The sequence below is a fragment of the Chelativorans sp. M5D2P16 genome (genome assembly GCF_034427935.1).
GTDB lineage: Bacteria > Pseudomonadota > Alphaproteobacteria > Rhizobiales > Rhizobiaceae > Chelativorans.
Window position 1 is genome coordinate 163,420 of sequence record NZ_JAXQNM010000038.1, and the last position, 20,225, is coordinate 183,644.

At 65.1% G+C, this 20,225-nt stretch carries 19 protein-coding genes; 12 read left to right on the top strand and 7 right to left on the bottom strand.

Annotation, left to right across the window (positions count from 1 at the left end; translation table 11 throughout):
- The first annotated feature begins 6 nt into the window (after window positions 1-6).
- Window positions 7-414, top strand: a complete 408-nt coding sequence (locus SIN08_RS18540) for a DUF1761 domain-containing protein (protein WP_322453082.1) — start codon at window positions 7-9, stop codon at window positions 412-414.
- Between the two features lie 56 nt (window positions 415-470).
- On the opposite strand, the gene SIN08_RS18545 is transcribed toward SIN08_RS18540, so the two are convergent.
- From SIN08_RS18545 to SIN08_RS18565, 5 genes are all read right to left on the bottom strand, one after another.
- The gene (locus SIN08_RS18545; protein WP_322453300.1) at window positions 471-1,064 is read right to left on the bottom strand and encodes a septation protein A; all 594 of its coding nucleotides are present in this window, start codon (window positions 1,062-1,064) and stop codon (window positions 471-473) included.
- Between the two features lie 54 nt (window positions 1,065-1,118).
- A complete protein-coding gene (gene ftsY, locus SIN08_RS18550; RefSeq protein ID WP_322453083.1) occupies window positions 1,119-2,681 on the bottom strand; it encodes a signal recognition particle-docking protein FtsY in 1,563 nt (520 codons plus the stop codon).
- Between the two features lie 13 nt (window positions 2,682-2,694).
- A complete protein-coding gene (gene mtaB / locus SIN08_RS18555; RefSeq protein WP_322453084.1) occupies window positions 2,695-3,978 on the bottom strand; it encodes a tRNA (N(6)-L-threonylcarbamoyladenosine(37)-C(2))-methylthiotransferase MtaB in 1,284 nt (427 codons plus the stop codon).
- Complete coding sequence (gene dapF, locus SIN08_RS18560) at window positions 3,978-4,859, bottom strand: diaminopimelate epimerase (protein WP_322453085.1); 882 nt, start codon at window positions 4,857-4,859, stop codon at window positions 3,978-3,980. Before dapF ends, mtaB begins: the two co-directional genes overlap by 1 nt.
- A gap of 68 nt (window positions 4,860-4,927) precedes the next feature.
- Window positions 4,928-5,089 (bottom strand): DUF1328 family protein, encoded by a 162-nt coding sequence (locus tag SIN08_RS18565; protein ID WP_322453086.1) that lies wholly within the window; start codon window positions 5,087-5,089, stop codon window positions 4,928-4,930.
- 222 nt (window positions 5,090-5,311) lie between these two features.
- Here SIN08_RS18565 and SIN08_RS18570 point away from each other — a divergent pair, with 222 nt between their 5' ends.
- From SIN08_RS18570 to lpdA, 11 genes are all read left to right on the top strand, one after another.
- Complete coding sequence (locus SIN08_RS18570; RefSeq protein WP_322453087.1) at window positions 5,312-5,848, top strand: AprI/Inh family metalloprotease inhibitor; 537 nt, start codon at window positions 5,312-5,314, stop codon at window positions 5,846-5,848.
- Window positions 5,849-5,914: 66 nt separating this feature from the next.
- The gene (gene zapE, locus SIN08_RS18575; RefSeq protein ID WP_322453088.1) at window positions 5,915-7,093 is read left to right on the top strand and encodes a cell division protein ZapE; all 1,179 of its coding nucleotides are present in this window, start codon (window positions 5,915-5,917) and stop codon (window positions 7,091-7,093) included.
- A 225-nt stretch (window positions 7,094-7,318) separates the two neighbouring features.
- Window positions 7,319-8,284, top strand: coding sequence for a malate dehydrogenase (gene mdh / locus SIN08_RS18580; RefSeq protein ID WP_322453089.1), 966 nt, complete (start codon window positions 7,319-7,321; stop codon window positions 8,282-8,284).
- Window positions 8,285-8,298: 14 nt separating this feature from the next.
- Window positions 8,299-9,495 carry an ADP-forming succinate--CoA ligase subunit beta gene (gene sucC, locus SIN08_RS18585; RefSeq protein WP_322453090.1) on the top strand — a complete coding sequence of 399 codons (1,197 nt, stop codon included), beginning with the start codon at window positions 8,299-8,301 and terminating at the stop codon, window positions 9,493-9,495.
- Between the two features lie 4 nt (window positions 9,496-9,499).
- Window positions 9,500-9,871: a cupin domain-containing protein gene (locus SIN08_RS18590; RefSeq protein WP_322453091.1), complete on the top strand. Its 372-nt coding sequence runs from the start codon at window positions 9,500-9,502 to the stop codon at window positions 9,869-9,871.
- 8 nt (window positions 9,872-9,879) lie between these two features.
- A complete protein-coding gene (gene sucD, locus SIN08_RS18595; protein ID WP_322453092.1) occupies window positions 9,880-10,791 on the top strand; it encodes a succinate--CoA ligase subunit alpha in 912 nt (303 codons plus the stop codon).
- 135 nt (window positions 10,792-10,926) lie between these two features.
- On the top strand, window positions 10,927-13,914 hold the full coding sequence (locus SIN08_RS18600; protein WP_322453093.1) for a 2-oxoglutarate dehydrogenase E1 component: 2,988 nt from the start codon (window positions 10,927-10,929) through the stop codon (window positions 13,912-13,914).
- Window positions 13,915-13,951: 37 nt separating this feature from the next.
- Window positions 13,952-15,562, top strand: a complete 1,611-nt coding sequence (odhB, locus tag SIN08_RS18605) for a 2-oxoglutarate dehydrogenase complex dihydrolipoyllysine-residue succinyltransferase (RefSeq protein ID WP_322453094.1) — start codon at window positions 13,952-13,954, stop codon at window positions 15,560-15,562.
- A gap of 111 nt (window positions 15,563-15,673) precedes the next feature.
- Window positions 15,674-16,288 (top strand): LysE family translocator, encoded by a 615-nt coding sequence (locus SIN08_RS18610; protein WP_322453095.1) that lies wholly within the window; start codon window positions 15,674-15,676, stop codon window positions 16,286-16,288.
- A 52-nt stretch (window positions 16,289-16,340) separates the two neighbouring features.
- Complete coding sequence (locus SIN08_RS18615; protein ID WP_322453096.1) at window positions 16,341-17,093, top strand: SDR family oxidoreductase; 753 nt, start codon at window positions 16,341-16,343, stop codon at window positions 17,091-17,093.
- Window positions 17,094-17,133: 40 nt separating this feature from the next.
- A complete protein-coding gene (gene lpdA / locus SIN08_RS18620; RefSeq protein WP_322453097.1) occupies window positions 17,134-18,546 on the top strand; it encodes a dihydrolipoyl dehydrogenase in 1,413 nt (470 codons plus the stop codon).
- Between the two features lie 53 nt (window positions 18,547-18,599).
- Here lpdA and SIN08_RS18625 read toward each other — a convergent pair whose 3' ends face one another.
- Complete coding sequence (locus SIN08_RS18625; protein ID WP_322453098.1) at window positions 18,600-18,989, bottom strand: hypothetical protein; 390 nt, start codon at window positions 18,987-18,989, stop codon at window positions 18,600-18,602.
- Between the two features lie 137 nt (window positions 18,990-19,126).
- Window positions 19,127-20,194 (bottom strand): TraB/GumN family protein, encoded by a 1,068-nt coding sequence (locus SIN08_RS18630; protein WP_322453099.1) that lies wholly within the window; start codon window positions 20,192-20,194, stop codon window positions 19,127-19,129.
- Between the last annotated feature and the right edge of the window lie 31 nt (window positions 20,195-20,225).

Consider the following 20,225-nt stretch of genomic DNA (forward strand, 5'->3'; position numbering starts at 1 on the left):
AGAACAATGGATTTTGCGGGGATGAACTATCTGGCGATCCTGGCGGCTGCCGTCGTCGCCTTCGCCTTCGGCGCGGCTTATTACGGTGTTCTGGGCAAGCCGTGGATGAAGGCCGCGCGGATCGATCCGGACAAGATGCAAATGAGCCCCATGCCCTTCATCACCTCCTTCATCGGCGAACTGATCATGGCCTGGGTGCTGGCCGGTGTCATCGGCCACCTGGGTGCGGGGCAGGTGACGCTCTGGAACGGCATCGTCTCCGGCGCCTTCATCTGGCTGGGTTTCATGGCCACCACCATCGCCGTCAACCACCGCTATCAGGGCTTCGGCTGGGACCTCACCCTCATCGACGCCGGCCACTGGCTGGGCGTGGCTCTCCTGATGGGCGCGGTTATCGGCTGGTTTGGAGTCTGACGGGAAGGGCGGTATGGAACTCGCCGCCCTAACCGCCTTACCGCCCTATACCCCTCCTACTGCCCTTCCTTCTCCAGCGAATGCCGCATGATGAGCGGCATCTGGCTCATGGTGAAGACCAGCGTGATGGGCATGATGCCCCATACCTTGAAAGCCACCCAGGCGTCGGTGGAGAAGCTGCGCCACACGACTTCGTTGACGACCGCCAGGAAGATGAAGAACAGGCCCCAGCGCAGCGTCAGCTTGCGCCAGCCTTCCGCATCCAGCCGGAAGGCCGAATCGAAAACATAGCCGAGCAGCGACTTGCCGAAGAACAGTCCGCCGAGCAGCACGGCCCCGAACAGCGAATTGACGATGGTCGGCTTCATCTTGATGAAGATCTCGCTATGTAGATAGAGCGTCAGCGCGCCGAAGATGAACACGACGATACCCGAAACCAGCGGCAAGATGGGCAGCTTGCGCACCAGGAGCCATGAGGCGCCGAGCGCGACGGCCGTGGCCACCATGAAGAGCGCCGTGGCAATGAAAAGCGGCCCGCCCAGCTCACCAAGTGCGGGAAAACGTTCCGCCAACCACTCGCCGCGCGCATTGGCGAAGAAGAAGACCATCAATGGCCCCAGTTCCAGCGCCATCTTCAGGAGCGGGTTCATCTCCTTGCGCTTGGGATCGGACGGGTCACGCTCGAAAATACTCTTGTCGGTCACTCAGGCAACTCCTGCGATCGCTTTTGCAAAATCGCTCGCCGAAAAAGGTTCCAGGTCGTCGACACCCTCGCCGACGCCGATGAAATAGACCGGCAGCTTGTGCTTGGCGGCGATTGCGACGAGGATGCCGCCGCGCGCCGTGCCGTCGAGCTTGGTCATCACGAGGCCGGATACGCCCGCAATATTGCGGAAGATTTCGACCTGATTGAGAGCATTCTGCCCCGTCGTGGCGTCGAGCGTCTGCAGGACCGTGTGCGGTGCATCCGGATCGTGCTTGTTGAGCACGCGCACGATCTTTTCCAGCTCCGCCATCAGTTCGGTCTTGTTCTGCAGGCGCCCGGCCGTGTCGATGATCAGGACGTCGCTGCCTTTGCCCTTGGCCTCCTCATAGGCGTCCCACGCCAGTCCGGCGGCATCGGCCCCGAGCTTGGACGAGACGACGGGGGCGCCGGTTCGCTCGCCCCAGATCTTGAGCTGCTCGATCGCCGCGGCACGGAAGGTGTCTCCCGCCGCCAGCATCACCTTGAGTCCGCCCTGCGAGAGCTTGGCCGCCAGCTTGCCGATGGTCGTCGTCTTGCCCGTACCGTTGACGCCGACGACCAGGATCACGTGCGGCTTGTGGGAAAGGTCGAGCTCCAGCGGCCTGGCCACCGGCCCCAGCACCTTCTCGATCTCCTCGGCCATGACGGCCTGCACCTCCGTGCCGGAGACATCCTTGCCGTAGCGGCCCGCCGCCAGCGTATCGGTCACGCGCATCGCCGTCTCGAGCCCCAGATCGGCGCGCAGGAGTACGTCTTCCAGGTCCTGCAGCGTATCCTCGTCGAGCTTGCGCTTGAGGAAGATGCCGGCCACGTTGTCCCGCAGTTCTTTGGAAGAGCGCGAAAGACCCTCGCGCAGCCGCTGGAACCACGGTTTGCGCGCCTCTTCGACGGCCGGCGCGGGCGTTTCTGCACGTTCATGCTCGACGGACTTGGAAACGGTGACCCTTGCGGCCGGCAGGTCTTCAACGTCGGCGCGCGCTTCACCTCGCCCTTCGACAGGCTCAGGATGAGGTGAAGCCTCGTCCGCTGCTCCCGCCTCGCGCCGCTCGGGCTCGGGCTCGGGCTCGGGCTCGGGCTCGGGCTCGGGCTCGGGCTCGGGCTCGGGCTCGGGAAGGGCTTCAATGGCTTCTTCTTCACGCGCAAGCCGCACCTCGGGTGGCGGCGAAGGCGGCTGTGGAGGCGGCGTCTCCGGGACCTCCGGCACCGGTTGGGAAGGTCGTTCCGGCGCGGGCTCGGGCACTTCCGGCGAGGGACCGGGCACCTCCTCGGGCTCCGCGGGACCGGGTTCGGGCGGAATCTCGGGCTCCGGCTTTTCAGGCTCCTGCGGTTCAGGGGCCGGCTCGGGCTGCTGCGGGGGTTTTCCCGGCTCCGGCGTGGGTTCCGACGGCGCGCCGGCTTCCGATGCCGGCTGCGGCGCTCCTTCGGCCCCCGGCTCGACGGGACGCACCTCCTCCTCGGCCGGTTTTTCCTCGACCTCCTTCTTACCGAAGGAGAAAACCTTCTTGATGAAGTTCAAAGCCATGAAATCTTGCTCTTCAAGCCGCTTCGCGCTCCGCGGGCACCGCCAGGAGGCGCTCCCCGTCATGCCCGGAGATGACGCCGTCGACGATCTCGCCGGGCCGGCCCGCCTCGATGGCAGCGAGGGTGAAACCTTCCGTGCGGCCGAGCCCCGGGCGTTCCACGAGGAGACGCTGGCGCGTGCCCTCGAGCGTCGCCAGATGCGCCTGATACGCCGCCTCGCCGGCAGTGCGCAGCCGCGCTGCCCGCGCCTTCACGACATCACGCGGCAGTTGCGGCATGCGGGCCGCCGGCGTGCCCTCGCGGGGCGAGAAGGGGAAGACGTGCAGATGCGTCAGCCCGCACTCCTCGACGATTCGAAGCGAGTTCTCGAACATCGCCTCCGTCTCGGTCGGAAAGCCGGCGATGATGTCGGCGCCGAACACGAGGTCCGGCCTGAGCCGCCGGACCTCGGCGCAGAACCGGATAGTATCGTCCCTGAGATGCCGCCGCTTCATGCGCTTCAGGATCATGTCGTCGCCGGACTGTAGCGAAAGATGCAGGTGCGGCATCAGCCGCTCTTCCTCGGCGAGCGCGGCCATCAGATCCTCGTCCGCCTCGATGGAGTCGATCGAGGAAAGCCTGAGCCGCTCGAGTTCCGGTACCTGCCGCAGGATGGTGCGCACCAGCCGGCCAAGGCGCGGGGTCCCCGGCAGGTCGGCGCCGAAGCTCGTCAGGTCCACGCCGGTAAGCACGACTTCCCTGTAGCCGTTCTCCACCAGCCGCCTCACCTGGTCGACCACCGCGCCCATGGGCACCGAGCGCGAATTGCCGCGGCCATAGGGGATGATGCAGAAGGTGCAGCGATGGTCGCAACCGTTCTGCACCTGTACGAAGGCGCGCGCCCGGCCCTCGATGGCGTCCACCATGTGCGAGGCGGTCTCCTGCACCTCCATGATGTCGTTGACGCGCACCTTCTCGAAACTGTTGACCCCGAATTCAGGCAGCGCGCGATAGCTGTGGCGTTGAAGCTTCTCCTCGTTGCCAAGGACGAGATCCACCTCTTCCATGGCGCCGAAGGTGCCGGGCTCGGTCTGCGCCGCGCAGCCGGTGACGATGATGCGGGCGTCCGGGTTCTCACGCCGTGCCTTGCGGATCGCCTGGCGCGCCTGGCGAACGGCTTCCGCCGTCACCGCACAGGTGTTGATCACCACCGCCCCACCATCGAGCGCGCCGAGACCCGCTCCATCCGCCTCGCGCTTAATGACTTCGGACTCGTAGGCGTTGAGCCGGCAGCCGAAGGTGACGACATCCACCGCCATCAGGCCGCTCCCTCGGTCTCGCGCTCCCAGGCGCCCGTGGCAGGATCGAAGCGGCCGGAAAACTCCCATTCCGCCGGCCCGGTCATGATCACATGATCGTCCTCGCGCCAGAGGATGTCGAGCGGCCCGCCCGGCACGGTGACCGTAACATGCCGGCCCGTGCGCCCCGTGCGCGCGCTTGATACCGCCGCCGCGCAGGCCGCCGAGCCGCAGGCCAGCGTCAGCCCCGCTCCGCGCTCCCAGGTGCGGATCGTCATCGTCTCGGACGAGGTCACGCGGGCGATGGTGATGTTGGCGCGCTCAGGGAAGATCGGGTGGTTCTCCAGCATCGGGCCGAAGCGCGCTAGGTCATAAGCGAAAGGGTCTTCCTCCACCCAGAAGATAGCGTGCGGATTGCCCATGGAGGCAACAGACGGCGAGGAGAGCACCGGCGCGTCGATCGGCCCTGCCTGCAATTCGATCGCGCGCGTGTCGCGGAATTCCTCGGCCAGCGGGATCTCCTGCCAGCCGAAGCGCGGCCGGCCCATATCCACCGAAATGAGCCCGTCTTCGTGCTCCTCCGCATTCAGGATCCCGGCGGGCGTGTGGAAGGTGAAGACCCGCCGCCCCGTTTCCGCGGCGAGCGCCTGGACCACGCAGCGCATGCCGTTGCCGCAGGCTTGCGCCCGGCTGCCGTCGGAATTCAGGATCTCGATATAGTTCTGCGTGCCGTCGAGACGCGGGTCGTGGACGGCCATGATCTGGTCGAAACGGGTGGCCGGGTCGGCCGCAAGCGCGCGCGCAGCCTCCGGGCTCACGCGATCGGCGCGCCCGCGCATGTCGGCAACGATGATGGCGTTGCCAAGGCCGTTCATCTTCGCGAAAGCTGCCTGCTCCGCCATAGCTCCGGATCCCGTCGGGTTCTGGCGCCTATATGGCGGAAGACGCGGCAAATTACCAGACGCGTGCGTCAGGCGACGGCTATGATGCCGAGGACCGCCAGCAGGAACAGGACAAGGACGATGCCGATCAGGATCTTCGCACCGGTCATGGCGGCGCCGGCGAGACTGTTGAGGCCGAGAAGGCCGGCCACGGCGGCGATGATGAGAAGAATGAGAATCCATTTGAGCATTGAAAACCCTTTCACAACAGATAATGGTGCCGCGATAACGCCGGGTTCGAGCCGCCGGTTCCCTGCACGCAGGCACACGCAGAGCGTGCCGGCCGGGGATTTCCTCGCGGAAACCGGTTCTTAACCATGGTCGTGTGTGATAATTTCCAAACTTCGCCACGATTGGGATCGATCAGGGGCGCGTTCACGGGCACGGCCGTTCGGTGCAAAATGGAGAGAGGGATGCCTTATTCGAAAACTGGAACCTTTGCCGTTGCGCTTTTGGCTCTGGCCCTTGCCGGATGCCAATCCGGCCGTTTCAGCAATCAGCCGGCGTCATCCACGCCCGCGCCTCTGACGCCGGCGCCCACGGGGCAGGTCACCGGGAGCCAGCTTCCGCCGCCCTCCGCGCCGGACCAGAACAGCTTCCCCGCCGCCCCCGGGCAGGACGGCACGACCGACGTGGCAGCACTCGATCCGAACCTCTCGGCTTCCGCCCCCGAGATCACGGCCGGCAGCGTCGCCGGTGTGTGGAGCGTCAGCGTCGCCGGACAGAATTGCCGTGTCGCCACGCCGCAGACGAAATTCGGCCAAGGCTACCGAGCGGGACCGTTGCGCTGTCCGGCACCCCTCGATGGCGTGAAGTCCTGGAACGTCTCGGGCAACCAGCTTGCCTTCTATGACGAGAACGGGGACCTGCTCGCCACGCTTCACTCCACCGGCCAGGAGCGCTTCAGCGGCCAGACGACAAGCGGAACGGCAGTCTCGCTTTCCCGCTGATCCGATGGCGGGCCTTCGCGCCCGCCTTCATTCGCCAGTCTGCTTCAGGAAGTGCGATAACGCCCCATGTCCCTGCGCGACGGCCTCGTGACGCACCCCACTGTCGCGCAGCGCTACGACCATTTCGTCGAGACCGGGACGATCAGTCGCGACCCGGAGCAGGAGCGCGTGGTTGCGGCCCTCGACGACCTGCTCGAGCGCATCATCGACCGCCGCCTGGCCCGCAAGTCGAGCGCGCTCGGATGGCTTTTCGCCAAGCGCCGCCGGCCCGAGACCATCACCGGCCTTTATATTCATGGCGGGGTCGGGCGCGGCAAGACGATGCTCATGGACACCTTCCATGAGCTGGTGCCGGTCCGCAGGAAACGACGCGCTCATTTCAATGATTTCATGGCCGACGTGCATGACCGCATCGCCCGCCACCGCGAGGCCCTGAAGAACGGTGAGGTGCGCGAAAGCGATCCCATCCAGCCGGTGGCCAAGGAACTCGCGAAAGAGGCATGGGTTCTGTGCTTCGACGAGTTCACGGTAACCGACATCGCCGATGCGATGATCCTTTCGCGCCTCTTCTCGGCCCTTTTCGCCGAGGGTGTGGTCCTGGTCGCCACCTCCAACGTCGCGCCCGACGACCTCTACCGGGACGGCCTCAATCGCGGCCTATTCGAGCCCTTCATCGACCTGTTGAAGCGCCATGCCAGGGTGATGCCGCTCGACGGCGGCGCCGACTACCGGCTGGAAAAGCTCAACCGCATGCCGGTCTACATGACGCCGCTCGACGAGGAGACGGAGCGGCAGATGGACGAGGCATGGCGCACGGCTACCGAGGGGCGGAGGACCAGGGTCGAGACGATCACGGTCAAGGGCCGCGAAATCCCCGTGCCCCGCGCCGCCGGCCGCGCCGCCCGCTTCACCTTTGCCGAGCTGTGCCAGAAGCCGCTCGGCGCCCGCGACTATCTCGCCATCGCCAGGGATTTCGAGACGATCTTCATCGACAGGGTTCCCGTCATGGACCTGTCGCGGCGCAACGAGGCCAAGCGCTTCATCCTGCTTGTCGACACGCTTTACGACAACCGCAACCGGCTCGTCGTCTCCGCCGAGGCCGCGCCCGATAGCCTCTACGCCGCTCCTTCCGGCACGGAGGCCTTCGAGTTCGAACGCACCGCCTCTCGCCTGATCGAGATGCAAAGCCGGGAATGGTCGCGGGGCGGCGACGCACATCCCGAAAGCAGGGCGGGACCGCGCTGAAACCGGCGCGCGAAAAACTTTTTCACGCTTTAATTTGACCTTTACGTAAATGCCCAATGACCTAAACGATTGAAAACACAAGTTCGAAAATAACCGGTTGAATTTTTTGCTGGGTCTGCTTATGCCAAATGAGGTCGTGAGACGGTCCAGTACCCGTCTCGACCCTGAAAAACTGCCGGGTCTTCAACGCAACACCGGCGCGCCGGAAAAGGGGATTCATACCACATGGCTCGCGACAAGATCGCTCTCATCGGTTCGGGCATGATCGGCGGCACGCTCGCCCATCTGGCCGGACTGAAGGAACTCGGGGACGTCGTGCTGTTCGATATTGCCGAAGGCACGCCGCAGGGCAAGGCACTGGACATCGCCGAATCTTCTCCGGTCGAGGGCTTTGACGCGAAGCTTCTGGGCGCCAACGACTACGCGGCGATCGAGGGCGCGAATGTGTGCATCGTCACCGCCGGCGTGCCGCGCAAGCCCGGCATGAGCCGCGACGACCTTCTCGGCATCAACCTTAAAGTGATGGAGCAGGTCGGCGCCGGCATCAGGAAATACGCGCCGAACGCCTTCGTCATCTGCATCACCAATCCGCTCGATGCGATGGTCTGGGCGCTGCAGAAGTTTTCCGGCCTGCCGAAGAGCCATGTCGTCGGCATGGCCGGGGTGCTCGACTCCGCCCGCTTCCGCTACTTCCTTTCCGAGGAGTTCAAGGTGTCCGTCGAAGACGTGACGGCCTTCGTGCTCGGCGGCCACGGCGACTCCATGGTGCCGCTCACGCGCTACTCCACCGTCGCCGGCGTTCCGATCCCCGATCTCGTCAAGATGGGCTGGACGTCCAAGGAGAAGGTCGATCAGATCGTGAAACGCACCCGCGACGGCGGCGCCGAGATCGTCGGCCTGCTCAAGAACGGCTCGGCCTACTATGCCCCCGCTTCCGCGGCCATCGCCATGGCCGAGAGCTACCTGAAGGACAAGAAGCGCGTGCTGCCCTGCGCGGCCCATCTTTCCGGCCAGTACGGCGTGAAGGATCGTTATGTCGGCGTGCCGGTTGTGATCGGCGCCGGCGGTGTCGAGCGCGTGATCGAAATCGATCTGAACAAGACCGAGCAGAAGATGTTCGACAATTCCGTCGCGTCCGTCGTCGGCCTGTGTGATGCCTGCGCCGAGATCGCGCCCAACCTGAAGAAGTAGGAGGCCGCGGCCCCATGAACATTCACGAGTATCAGGCCAAGGAACTGCTGAAGGGCTATGGCGCGCCGGTGGCCGAGGGTGTCGCCATTTTCAACCCGGAAGAGGCCGAAGCCGCGGCGAAGAAGCTGCCCGGGCCGCTTTATGTCGTGAAAAGCCAGATCCATGCCGGCGGGCGCGGCAAGGGCAAGTTCAAGGAACTCGGCCCCGACACCAAGGGCGGCGTGCGGCTCGCCAAGACGATCGAGGAGGTGGTCGCCAACGCCGAGGAGATGCTCGGCAACACCCTAGTCACCAAGCAGACCGGGGCTGCGGGCAAGCAGGTGAACCGCCTCTATATCGAGGACGGCGCCGACATCGACCGCGAGCTTTACCTCTCAATTCTCATCGACCGCACGGTCGGCCGGCCGGCCTTCGTGGTGTCCACCGAGGGCGGTATGGACATCGAGGCGGTGGCCGAGGAGACCCCGGATAAGATCCTGACGCTGGCGATCGACCCGGACAGGGGCGTGACGGCCGACGACGTGACCAGTCTCAATGCCGCGCTGAAGCTCGAAGGCGATGCGGCCAGGGACGGCGAAGCGCTCTTCCCCACTCTCTACAAGGCCTTCACCGAGAAGGACATGAGCCTTCTCGAGGTGAACCCGCTCATCGTCATGAAGAACGGCCGTCTGCGCGTTCTCGACGCAAAGGTCTCCTTCGACAACAACGCCCTCTTCCGCCACGAGGACGTCGTCGCGCTGCGCGACACCTCGGAGGAGGACGAAAAGGAGATCGAGGCCTCCAAATACGATCTTGCCTACATCGCGCTCGACGGCAATATCGGCTGCATGGTGAACGGCGCAGGCCTCGCCATGGCGACGATGGACATCATCAAGCTCTACGGCGCCGAGCCGGCGAACTTCCTGGACGTCGGCGGCGGCGCCTCGACGGAAAAGGTCACGGCGGCCTTCAAGATCATCACCGCCGACCCGAACGTGAAGGGCATCCTGGTCAACATCTTCGGCGGCATCATGCGCTGCGACGTCATCGCCGAAGGCGTGATTGCCGCGGTCAAGGAAGTGGGGCTGAAGGTGCCGCTTGTGGTGCGCCTCGAGGGCACCAATGTAAAGATCGGCAAGAAGATCCTCGCCGACAGCGGCCTCAACGTCATCCCCGCCGATGACCTGGACGACGCCGCGCGCAAGATCGTCGAGGCCGTGAAGAAAGGCTGAACAGGTGCCGCCGCGCAAGATCAACCTGCTGGATGCTGCCGACCGCCGGATCGCGAAGGTCTTCGATCCGCATATCGCCGGTGACGTCAACGATGCGCAGGTCAAGATCGCCAAGTTCGGCGAGGTCTTCGACTGGCACGCCCATGAGGACGAGGACGAGGCCTTCCTTGTCCTGCGCGGTCGCATCGCCATCGATTTCCGGGACGGTTCCATCGAGCTCGGGCAGAACGATTTCATCGTCGTGCCGAGAACTGTCGAGCATCGGCCGCGCGCGCTGAGCGAGGAGCCGGTGGTGCTGATGTTCGAGCCGGCCACCACCCTGAACACAGGCGATGCCGAGAGCGGTCTGACCGTCACTGAATTGAACCGATTGTAGGAAGAAGAATGTCCATTCTCGTCAACAAAGACACCAAGGTTCTTGTCCAGGGATTGACCGGCAAGACCGGCACCTTCCACACCGAGCAGGCGCTCGCCTATTACGGCACCAAGATGGTCGGCGGCGTGCATCCCAAGAAGGGCGGCGAAACCTGGCAGGGCAATGTCGACGGCGGCACGGCCGAGCTTCCCATTTTTTCCTCCGTCGCCGAGGGCAAGGAGAGGACCGGCGCCAATGCCTCGGTGGTCTATGTGCCGCCGGCAGGCGCGGGCGCGGCGATCATGGAGGCGATCGAGGCGGAGATCCCGCTCATCGTCTGCATCACCGAAGGCATTCCGGTAATGGACATGGTCAAGGTAAAGGCGCGGCTCGAAAAATCGAACTCGCGCCTCGTCGGGCCGAACTGTCCGGGCGTGCTGACGCCGGAGGAATGCAAGATCGGCATCATGCCGGGCAACATCTTCAAGAAGGGCTCGGTGGGCGTTGTATCGCGTTCCGGCACGCTTACCTACGAGGCCGTGTTCCAGACCACCAATGAGGGCCTCGGCCAGACGACGGCCGTGGGCATCGGCGGCGATCCTGTGAAGGGCACCGAATTCATAGACGTGCTCGAGATGTTCCTGGCCGACGAAGCGACCGAATCCATCATCATGATCGGCGAGATCGGCGGCACGGCGGAGGAAGACGCCGCCCAGTTCATCCTCGACGAGGCGAAGAGAGGCCGCAAGAAGCCGGTGGCGGGCTTCATCGCCGGGCGGACCGCGCCTAAGGGCCGGACCATGGGCCACGCCGGCGCGGTGATCTCCGGCGGCAAGGGCGGCGCCGAGGACAAGATCGCGGCCATGGAACGGGCCGGCATCAAGGTCTCTCCCTCGCCGGCACGCATGGGCGCAACCCTGGTCGAGGCGATCAAGGGCTGAGATTGGAACGCCGGCGGCATCCTCGGGTTGGCGCCGGTAAGGTAAGCGTAACGCGTAGCGCGGAAGCTGTCCGCGACGGCCAGGGTTGAGGCCAACGAAATAAAAGGAGACGGGGCGAAGGCTCCGGAAATGGCGATGGCACGGCAGGATCAAGCCAACGACGAATTCTCCCTCACATCGTTCCTCTATGGCGGCAACGCCGCCTATATCGAGGAGCTATACGCTGATTACGAGGCGGATCCGTCCTCCGTCAGCGAGGACTGGCGCAATTACTTCCGCCAGCTCAAGGACAATGCGGCGGACGTGAAGAAGAACGCCGCCGGAGCCTCATGGAAGAAGAAGGGCTGGCCGATCGCCGCCAATGGCGAGCTCGTCTCGGCGCTGGATGGCGACTGGGGCGCGCTCGACATCCATTTCGACAACAAGATCAAGGAGAAGGCGCAGAAGACCGGGGTCGAGCTGTCGGAAGCCGAGCTTCGCCGCGCCACGCGCGATTCGGTCCGGGCCATCATGATGATCCGCGCCTATCGCATGCGTGGTCACCTGCACGCCGATCTCGACCCGCTCGGCATCGCCAAACCGCTCGAGGACTATAACGAGCTTTCGCCGGAAGCCTACGGCTTCACCGAGGCCGACTACGACCGCCCCATCTTCATCGACCACGTGCTGGGGCTGGAGACCGCCACGATCCGCGACATGCTGGGGATCCTGAAGCGCACCTATTGCTCGACGCTGGGCGTGGAATTCATGCACATCTCCAACCCGGAGGAGAAGGCCTGGATCCAGGAGCGCATCGAGGGGCCGGACAAGGGCGTGGCCTTCACCGCCAATGGCAAGAAGGCCATCCTGCAGAAACTGATCGAGGCGGAAGGCTTCGAGAAATTCATCGACGTCAAGTACAAGGGAACCAAACGCTTCGGCCTCGACGGCAGCGAGTCGCTGATCCCCGCGCTCGAGCAGATCATCAAGCGCGGCGGCCAGATGGGGCTCAAGGAGATTGTGCTCGGCATGGCCCATCGCGGCCGGCTGAACGTGCTCTCCCAGGTCATGGCCAAGCCGCACCGCGCCATCTTCCACGAGTTCAAGGGCGGCTCCTTCACCCCCGACGACGTGGAAGGCTCGGGCGACGTGAAGTACCATCTCGGCGCCTCCTCCGACCGCGAGTTCGACGGCAACAGCGTGCACCTGTCTCTGACGGCCAACCCCTCGCATCTGGAGATCGTCAACCCGGTCGTCATGGGCAAGGCACGCGCCAAGCAGGACCAGATCTACGGACGCATCCGCGAGGAGATCGTACCGCTGCCGGAACGCGCCAAGGTCATGCCGCTGCTTCTGCACGGCGACGCCGCCTTCGCCGGCCAGGGCGTGGTGGCGGAGTGCTTCGGCCTGTCCGGCCTGCGCGGCCATCGTGTCGCCGGCACCGTGCACTTCATCATCAACAACCAGATCGGCTTCACGACCAATCCGCGTTTCTCCCGCTCCTCGCCCTACCCCTCCGACGTGGCAAAGATGATCGAGGCGCCGATCTTCCATGTGAACGGCGACGATCCGGAGGCGGTGGTCTATGCGGCCAAGGTGGCGACCGAGTTCCGCATGCAGTTCCACAAGCCCGTCGTCATCGACATGTTCTGCTATCGCCGCTTCGGCCACAATGAGGGCGACGAGCCGGCGTTCACGCAGCCGACCATGTATCGCAGCATCCGCCAGCACCCGACCATCAACGAAATCTATTCCAAGAAGTTGATGGACGAGGGGCTCGTCACCCAGGACGAGATCGACCGGATGCGGGACGGCTGGCGCGCCCATCTGGAGGCCGAGTTCGAAGCCGGCCAGTCCTACAGGCCCAACAAGGCCGACTGGCTGGACGGCGTCTGGTCGGGACTGCGCAAGGCCGACAACGAGGACGAGCAGCGCCGCGGCAAGACGGCGGTGCCGGTCAAGACCCTGAAAGAGATCGGCAAGAAGCTTTCCGAGGTTCCGGAGGATTTCGAGGTCCACCGCACCATCCGCCGCTTCCTCGACAACCGCAAGAAGATGATCGATTCCGGCGAAGGTATCGACTGGGCCACGGCCGAGGCGCTGGCCTTCGGCTCGATCCTGCTCGAAGGCGATCCGGTGCGCCTGTCCGGCCAGGATTCGGAGCGCGGCACCTTCTCCCAGCGCCATTCCGTGCTCTTCGACCAGCGCAACGAGAACCGGTTCATACCGCTCAACAATCTGGGGCCGCAACAATCCTATTACGAGGTCATCAACTCGATGCTCTCGGAGGAGGCGGTGCTCGGCTTCGAATACGGCTATTCGCTTGCCGAGCCGCGCGCATTGACCTTGTGGGAGGCGCAGTTCGGCGATTTCGCCAACGGCGCCCAGGTGATCTTCGACCAGTTCATCTCCTCGGGCGAACGCAAGTGGCTGAGGATGTCCGGTCTCGTCTGCCTGCTCCCGCACGGCTATGAAGGCCAGGGGCCGGAACACTCCTCCGCGCGTCTCGAGCGGTTCCTGCAGATGTGCGCCGAGGACAACATGCAGGTCGCAAACTGCACGACCCCAGCCAACTACTTCCACATCCTGCGCCGGCAGCTGAAGCGCGACTTCCGCAAGCCGCTGATCCTGATGACGCCGAAGTCGCTGCTGCGCCACAAGCGCGCGGTGTCCAGCCTTTCGGAAATGTCCGGCGAAAGCTCCTTCCACCGCCTCCTTTGGGACGATGCGGAGCATCTGAAGGACCAGAAGATCAAGCTGGTCAAGGATTCGAAGATCCGCCGCGTCCTCATGTGCTCAGGCAAGGTCTATTACGACCTCTACGAGGAGCGCGAGAAGCGCGGCATCGACGACATCTACCTGCTGCGCATCGAGCAGCTCTATCCTTTCCCCGCCAAGGCGCTGATCACGGAACTGTCGCGTTTCCGCAACGCCGAGATGGTCTGGTGCCAGGAAGAGCCCAAGAACATGGGCGCCTGGTCTTTCATCGACCCCTATCTGGAATGGGTGCTGCAGCACATCGACGCCAAGCACAAGCGGGTGCGCTACACCGGCCGCCCTGCCGCCGCCTCGCCGGCGACGGGGCTGATGTCGAAACATCTCGAACAGCTCGCCGCCTTCCTGGAAGACGCGCTGGGCAGCTAAGCGAACCGACCGAACAGAACCGACGGAAAGAGATTCCATGGCCACCGAAATCCGCGTTCCAACACTGGGCGAATCCGTTACCGAGGCGACCATCGGCCGCTGGTTCAAGAAGGTCGGCGAGACAATCGCCAGCGACGAACCCGTCGTCGAGCTCGAGACCGACAAGGTGACGGTGGAAGTCCCCGCCCCCGCCGCCGGCACGCTGCAGGAGATCGCCGCCAAGGAAGGCGAGACGGTGGAGGTCGGCGCGCTGCTCGGTGCCATCGGCGAGGGCGACGGCAAGGCCGACGGCGAGGAGAAGAAGGCCGAGGCGGAAGCGCCGAAGAAGGGCGAAAAGGAAGAGAAGGCCGCCGCGCCCGCAAAGGCGGGCGGCGATCTGGTCGACGTGAACGTGCCCTCGGCCGGTGAATCCGTCACCGAGGCCCAGGTCGGCGAGGTCTACAAGAAGGTGGGCGACGCCGTGAAGGCCGACGAGGCCATCCTTGAGTTGGAGACGGACAAGGCGGCCCAAGAAATCATGGCGCCCGTCGCCGGCGTGATTCGCGAGTTGGCCGTGGAATCGGGCGAGGAGGTGAAGGTCGGCGCCCTTCTCGCAAGGATCGAGGAAGGTGCGGCCGCCGACGTTGGCGAGAAGACCGGCGCGGTCGCCCAGACGACCGGCGCCGCGGGCGCGCGCACCGGGCGGGAAGCGGAGGACAAGACCGCCGATATCGGCGGCGAGCCGGAGATCCGCGAGCGCGGACGCCCACCCGCACCAGCCGCCGCCAAGCTGATGGAGGAGCACGGGCTCAAGGCCTCCGACGTTACCGGCACCGGCAAGAACGGCCAGGTGCTGAAGGGCGACGTGCTGACCGCAATCGAGCGGGGCGCCCCCAGCGAACCGGCGGAGAAGCCGAAGGTCGCCGAAGCGCCCAAGGCGGCCCGCGCGCCCTCGCCGAGCGACGACGAGGCGCGCGAGGAACGCGTGAAGATGACGCGCCTGCGCCAGACGATCGCCCGGCGCCTCAAGGAGGCCCAGGACACCGCCGCAATGCTCACCACCTTCAACGAGGTGGACATGACCGCGGTCATGGACCTGCGCAAGAAGTACAAGGACCTGTTCGAAAAGAAGCACGGCGTGAAGCTCGGCTTCATGGGCTTCTTCTCCAAGGCCGTCTGCCACGCGCTGCACGAGATCCCCACGGTCAACGCCGAGATCGACAACACCGATATCATCTACAAGAACTACTGCCACATCGGCGTCGCCGTCGGCACCGAGCGCGGCCTTGTCGTGCCCGTGGTGCGCGATGCCGACAGCATGACGATCGCCGAGATCGAAAAGGAGATCGGTCGCCTGGGCGCCGCCGCCCGCGACGGCAAGCTCTCCATGGCCGACATGCAGGGCGGCACCTTCACCATCTCCAATGGCGGCGTCTACGGCTCGCTCATGTCGACGCCGATCCTCAACGCCCCGCAGTCGGGCATCCTCGGCATGCACAAGATCCAGGAGCGGCCGATGGTCGTCGGCGGCGAGATCAAGATCCGCCCGATGATGTATCTGGCGCTCTCCTACGATCACCGCATCGTCGACGGCAAGGAGGCGGTGACCTTCCTCGTGCGGGTGAAGGAGGTTCTGGAGGATCCGGAACGGCTGGTGTTGGATCTTTAGGAGAGGCGCGAGGGGCGTGGGGGATATGGAAGTGCTCGCAGACGCCGGTTCTCTGTCGCGCGCCCCTCTGCCCTGCCGGGATTCTCCCCGCCCCGCTCCGGAGAGCCGTCGATGAGCATCGAGTTCCTTATCACCGCTCTGATCGTCGTCCTCGTCCCGGGTACAGGGGTCGTCTACACGGTTGCCATGGGGTTCACCGCCGGCCGCGGGGCAAGCTTCGCCGCCGCCTTCGGCTGTACGCTCGGCATCCTGCCGGCCCTGTTCGCCTCGGCGGTCGGCCTCGCCGCCCTCCTCCACACCAGCGCGCTTCTGTTTCAGGCGGTCAAGCTCGCCGGCGTCCTCTACCTCCTTTATCTCGCCTGGCAGACCCTGAAGGAATCGGGCCCGGTCAGGATAAAGGCCGGCGAACGCCGGCCCGTGGCGGCATGGGCGGTGATCAGGACGGGCGTCCTCATCAACGCGCTGAACCCGAAACTATCCCTCTTCTTCCTCGCCTTCATCCCGCAATTCATCGATCCCGCAGCAGGCTCCGCCATTCGCCAGATCATGGTCCTCGGCGCGGTCTTCATGGCCATGACCTTCGCCGTTTTCGTCATCTATGGTGCCTTCGCCGCGCTTTTCGGCGAGAAGGTGTTGAGAAGCGATACCGTGCTCAAATGGATGCGGCGCACGGTGGCGGCCGCCTTCGCCGGCTTCGGCCTTCGCCTGGCATTTTCCGACCGATAGCCTCACCCGATCCCATGCACCTCCTCCCACGACACCGAAATGGAGAGACCCGATGCCAGCCAGCAATGACGTCCTGATCGTCACCGGCGCGAGCCGCGGCATCGGCGCGGCCACGGCATTGCAGGCCGCCCGTGCTGGCTGGCGCGTCGTCATCAACTATCGCGCCGACGAAAAGGCGGCCGAAACCGTGCTCGACCAGGTCAGGAAAGCGGGCAGCGACGGAATCCTCGTGCAGGCGGATGTCGCCGAACCGGCTGACATCCAAACCCTGTTCGCTGCCGCGGATTCGTTCGGCGCCCTGGGCGGTCTCGTGAACAACGCAGGCATCGTCGACATCCGCGCCCGCGTCGACGAGATGAGCGTCGAGCGCCTCGAGCGCATGATGCGCGTCAACGTGGTCGGCTCGTTCCTGTGCGCGCGGGAGGCGGTGCGCCGCATGTCCACCCAGCACGGCGGCAAGGGCGGCGGGATCGTCAACCTCTCCTCCGTCGCGGCACTTTTGGGCGGTCCCGGCCAGTATGTCGATTACGCCGCCTCGAAGGGCGCCATCGACACCTTCACCACCGGGCTCGCCAAGGAGGTGGCGGAAGAAGGCATTCGCGTGAATGCCGTCCGGCCCGGAATCATCGATACCGAGATCCATGCCTCCGGGGGCGAGCCGGACCGCGTGAAGCAATTGCGCTCCGCCGTTCCCATGAAGCGCGAAGGCAGCGCGGAAGAGGTGGCCAACGCCATCGTCTGGCTTTTGTCCGACGCGGCGTCCTACGTCACCGGAGCATTCATCGACGTAACCGGGGGGCGGTAGTCCGCTCCAAAAGTGGAAACAGAACAGGCAGGAAGAACCCATGCCCACCACCTATGATATTGTCGTGATCGGAACCGGCCCTGGAGGCTACGTCTGCGCCATCAAGGCGGCCCAGCTCGGCCTCAAGACGGCGGTGGTGGAGAAACGCCCGAACCACGGCGGCACCTGCGTCAATGTCGGCTGCATTCCCTCCAAGGCGCTGCTCCATGCCACCGAGATGCTGGCCGAGGCGCAGCATTCCTTCGCCGATCTCGGCATCGACGTGGACCAGCCGAAGGCGGATTTGAAGAAGATGCTGGCCCACAAGGACAAGACTGTCGAACAGAACGTCAAGGGCCTCGATTTCCTGTTCAAGAAGAACAAGATCGACGTCTTCCGCGGAACCGGGCGCATCGCCGGGGCCGGGAAGGTGGTCGTCGCCGGCGAGGACGGCAAGGAAGAGACCGTCGAGGCGAAGAACATCGTCATCGCCACCGGCTCGGATGTGGCCGGCATTCCGGGCGTCGATGTCAAGTTTGACGAAAAGGCGATCGTCTCCTCCACCGGCGCACTGGAGTTCTCCAAGGTGCCGGAAAAGATGATTGTGGTCGGCGGCGGTGTGATCGGCCTTGAGCTCGGCTCCGTCTGGGCGCGGCTCGGCACGGAGGTCACCGTGGTCGAATATCTCGACACGATCCTCGGCAGCATGGACGGCGAGGTCGCCAAGCAGTTCCAGCGCCTGCTCGGCAAGCAGGGCATGACCTTCCATCTCGGCGCCAAGGTGACGGATGTCTCCAAGGCCAGGAAGGGTGCGAAGGTCACTTTCGAGCCGGCCAAGGGCGGCGAGGCCGAAACGATTCAAGCCGATGTTGTGCTGGTCGCCACCGGCCGCAGGCCGGTCACCGAGGGCCTCGGCCTCGATGAGGCAGGCGTGGAGACGGACGAGCGCGGGCGCGTGAAGACGGACGAGCACCTGCGCACCAACATTCCCGGCATCTTCGCCATCGGCGACGTGATCGCCGGGCCGATGCTCGCCCACAAGGCCGAGGAGGAAGGCGTCGCCGTGGCCGAAATGATCGCCGGTCAGGCCGGCCACGTGAACTACGGGGTCATCCCCAGCGTCGTCTACACCAGCCCGGAAGTCGCCTCCATCGGCCGCACCGAGGAAGAGCTGAAGGAGGCCGGCATCGAATACAGCGCCGGCAAGTTCCCCTTCACCGCCAACGGCCGCGCCCGCTCGATGCTGCACACGGACGGCTTCGTGAAGGTTCTGGCCGACAAGGCGTCCGACCGCATTCTGGGCGTGCACATCCTCGGATTCGGCGCCGGGGAGATGATCCACGAGGCAGCCGTCCTGATGGAGTTCGGCGGCTCGTCGGAGGACCTGGCACGCACCTGCCATGCCCACCCGACCATGTCCGAGGCGGTCAAGGAAGCCGCGCTTGCCGCCTTCTCCAAGCCGATCCACTCCTGACGGATGGCGTGGCGGCCGCGGGAGCCCNGCCCCGCGGCCGCAAGCCCGGCTCGCTACTGCGGCTGGGTGGTATCCGTATCGGTCGCCGGAGCCGTATCACCGGTATCCGGCGTGGCCGGTGCGGTATCGGCCGGGGCCTCGCCGCCTTCCGGCGCCGCTGGCGCCTCGCCGGTCGCATCGGGTGCCGTGGCGCCGTCGCCTTCCGGTACGACCACCGTCTCCTCGTCCTCCGGCGCCACGATCGTCTCGGTATCGCCGAAGAACGCACCGCCGCCAAAGGCAAGGAAGAGAACAATCAGGATTGCCGCCAGCACCGCCACCACGATGAAGGTACTGGTACCGCTTGAGCGCACCACTGTCTGATTCGCCGGCGGCGGCGTACGGCCGCCCGCCGGATCCGCGTTGGGCGCATCGGGATCTCGATTCCGGTCTCTCTCACTCATCGGGATTCTCCGTTGTTTGTTCGCCGCTTAACGCCGTAGAGTTGCAAAGTGTTCCCGATGGGGACCACGCCGCGAAAAGCCTCGTGCCGTGCCGACGCCCGGAAGATGTGCAAGGAAGCCGAAATCGGCGCTCCGGCTCAGTCGGCGCCGGTAACGGTGTAGCCCGCCTCGCGCAGGAGAGAGACCAGCCCGTCCGGTCCGGGCAGATGCATGGCACCCACTGCGATAAAGGCTCCGCCCGCCTCGATCAGTGGAACGGCACGTTCAGCCATCTGTCTGTTGCGCGCCTTCACCATGGCTTCCTCGAAGGCCGCATAGCTTTGGGCTGTCACTTCATCGTCTGGCAGGAGGCGGTCGAGAGCCGGCCAGAACATGCCGGTCTCACCGCGCAGATAAAGACCAATCAGCGTCTCGATCATATCGTCGGCGCGATCCTTGAGCGCAAGCGTCCCGATCAGTCCGTGGACATGCGTCTCCATCGGCAGGGACGCCATCGCCCCCAATTGCTCGCGGAGGCTCTCCAATCCGACGAGCCGCTTACCTTCGGCCTGTGCCTGGTCGGCAAGCTTTGCGTCGAGCACCAGTGCGCCCTCTTCCTGCCGTTCCAGCTCGCACGCCGGCAGCGACACGAGCGCGATCAGCATCCAGGGCTTCATCTTCACCACGCTTTGCAGCGGCACGCCGCGCGCGGCGAGTGCAGCGGAGACGATGTCGTACTCGCGCGGCGTGAGATGGTCCGTCAAGTCCTCGCCCGGCGGGAACATCATCAGGCCCGGTGTTTCCGCCATCGCAGCCATCATCTCCCGCTCGTCCAGCACTTCGGTGGTCTCGATGACGATCGTGCCGGCCTCGGCGAAAGCCTCGCGCGCCGCCGACGGCAGGTCCACCACGCGCGGATCGCTCACATGCATCGTACCGAAGAGATAGGAGGGCGGACCCTGCCGCCCTTCCACGCGCCACAGCAGGCCCCGGCCGTTTTCCGCCGCGGCCGCTTCCTCCTGCATCTCCTCGAGCAGCGCGGGATCGCGCTCGGCAAGCTCTTCCACCAGGTCGCGCCCCGCGCAGGCCGCCTCCTCGGCGCGAAGGCGGCCAGTCGCGATGAGAAGCATCGCCATGAAGACCAGCACGAACAGGAGATTGACGGCCGACACGAAGCCCAGCGAAAATTCCGCGATGCGGTCGGCGATGGAGCGGGCGCGTTTCATGGCTCACCCTTACCGTGGGAAAGCGGCGAAA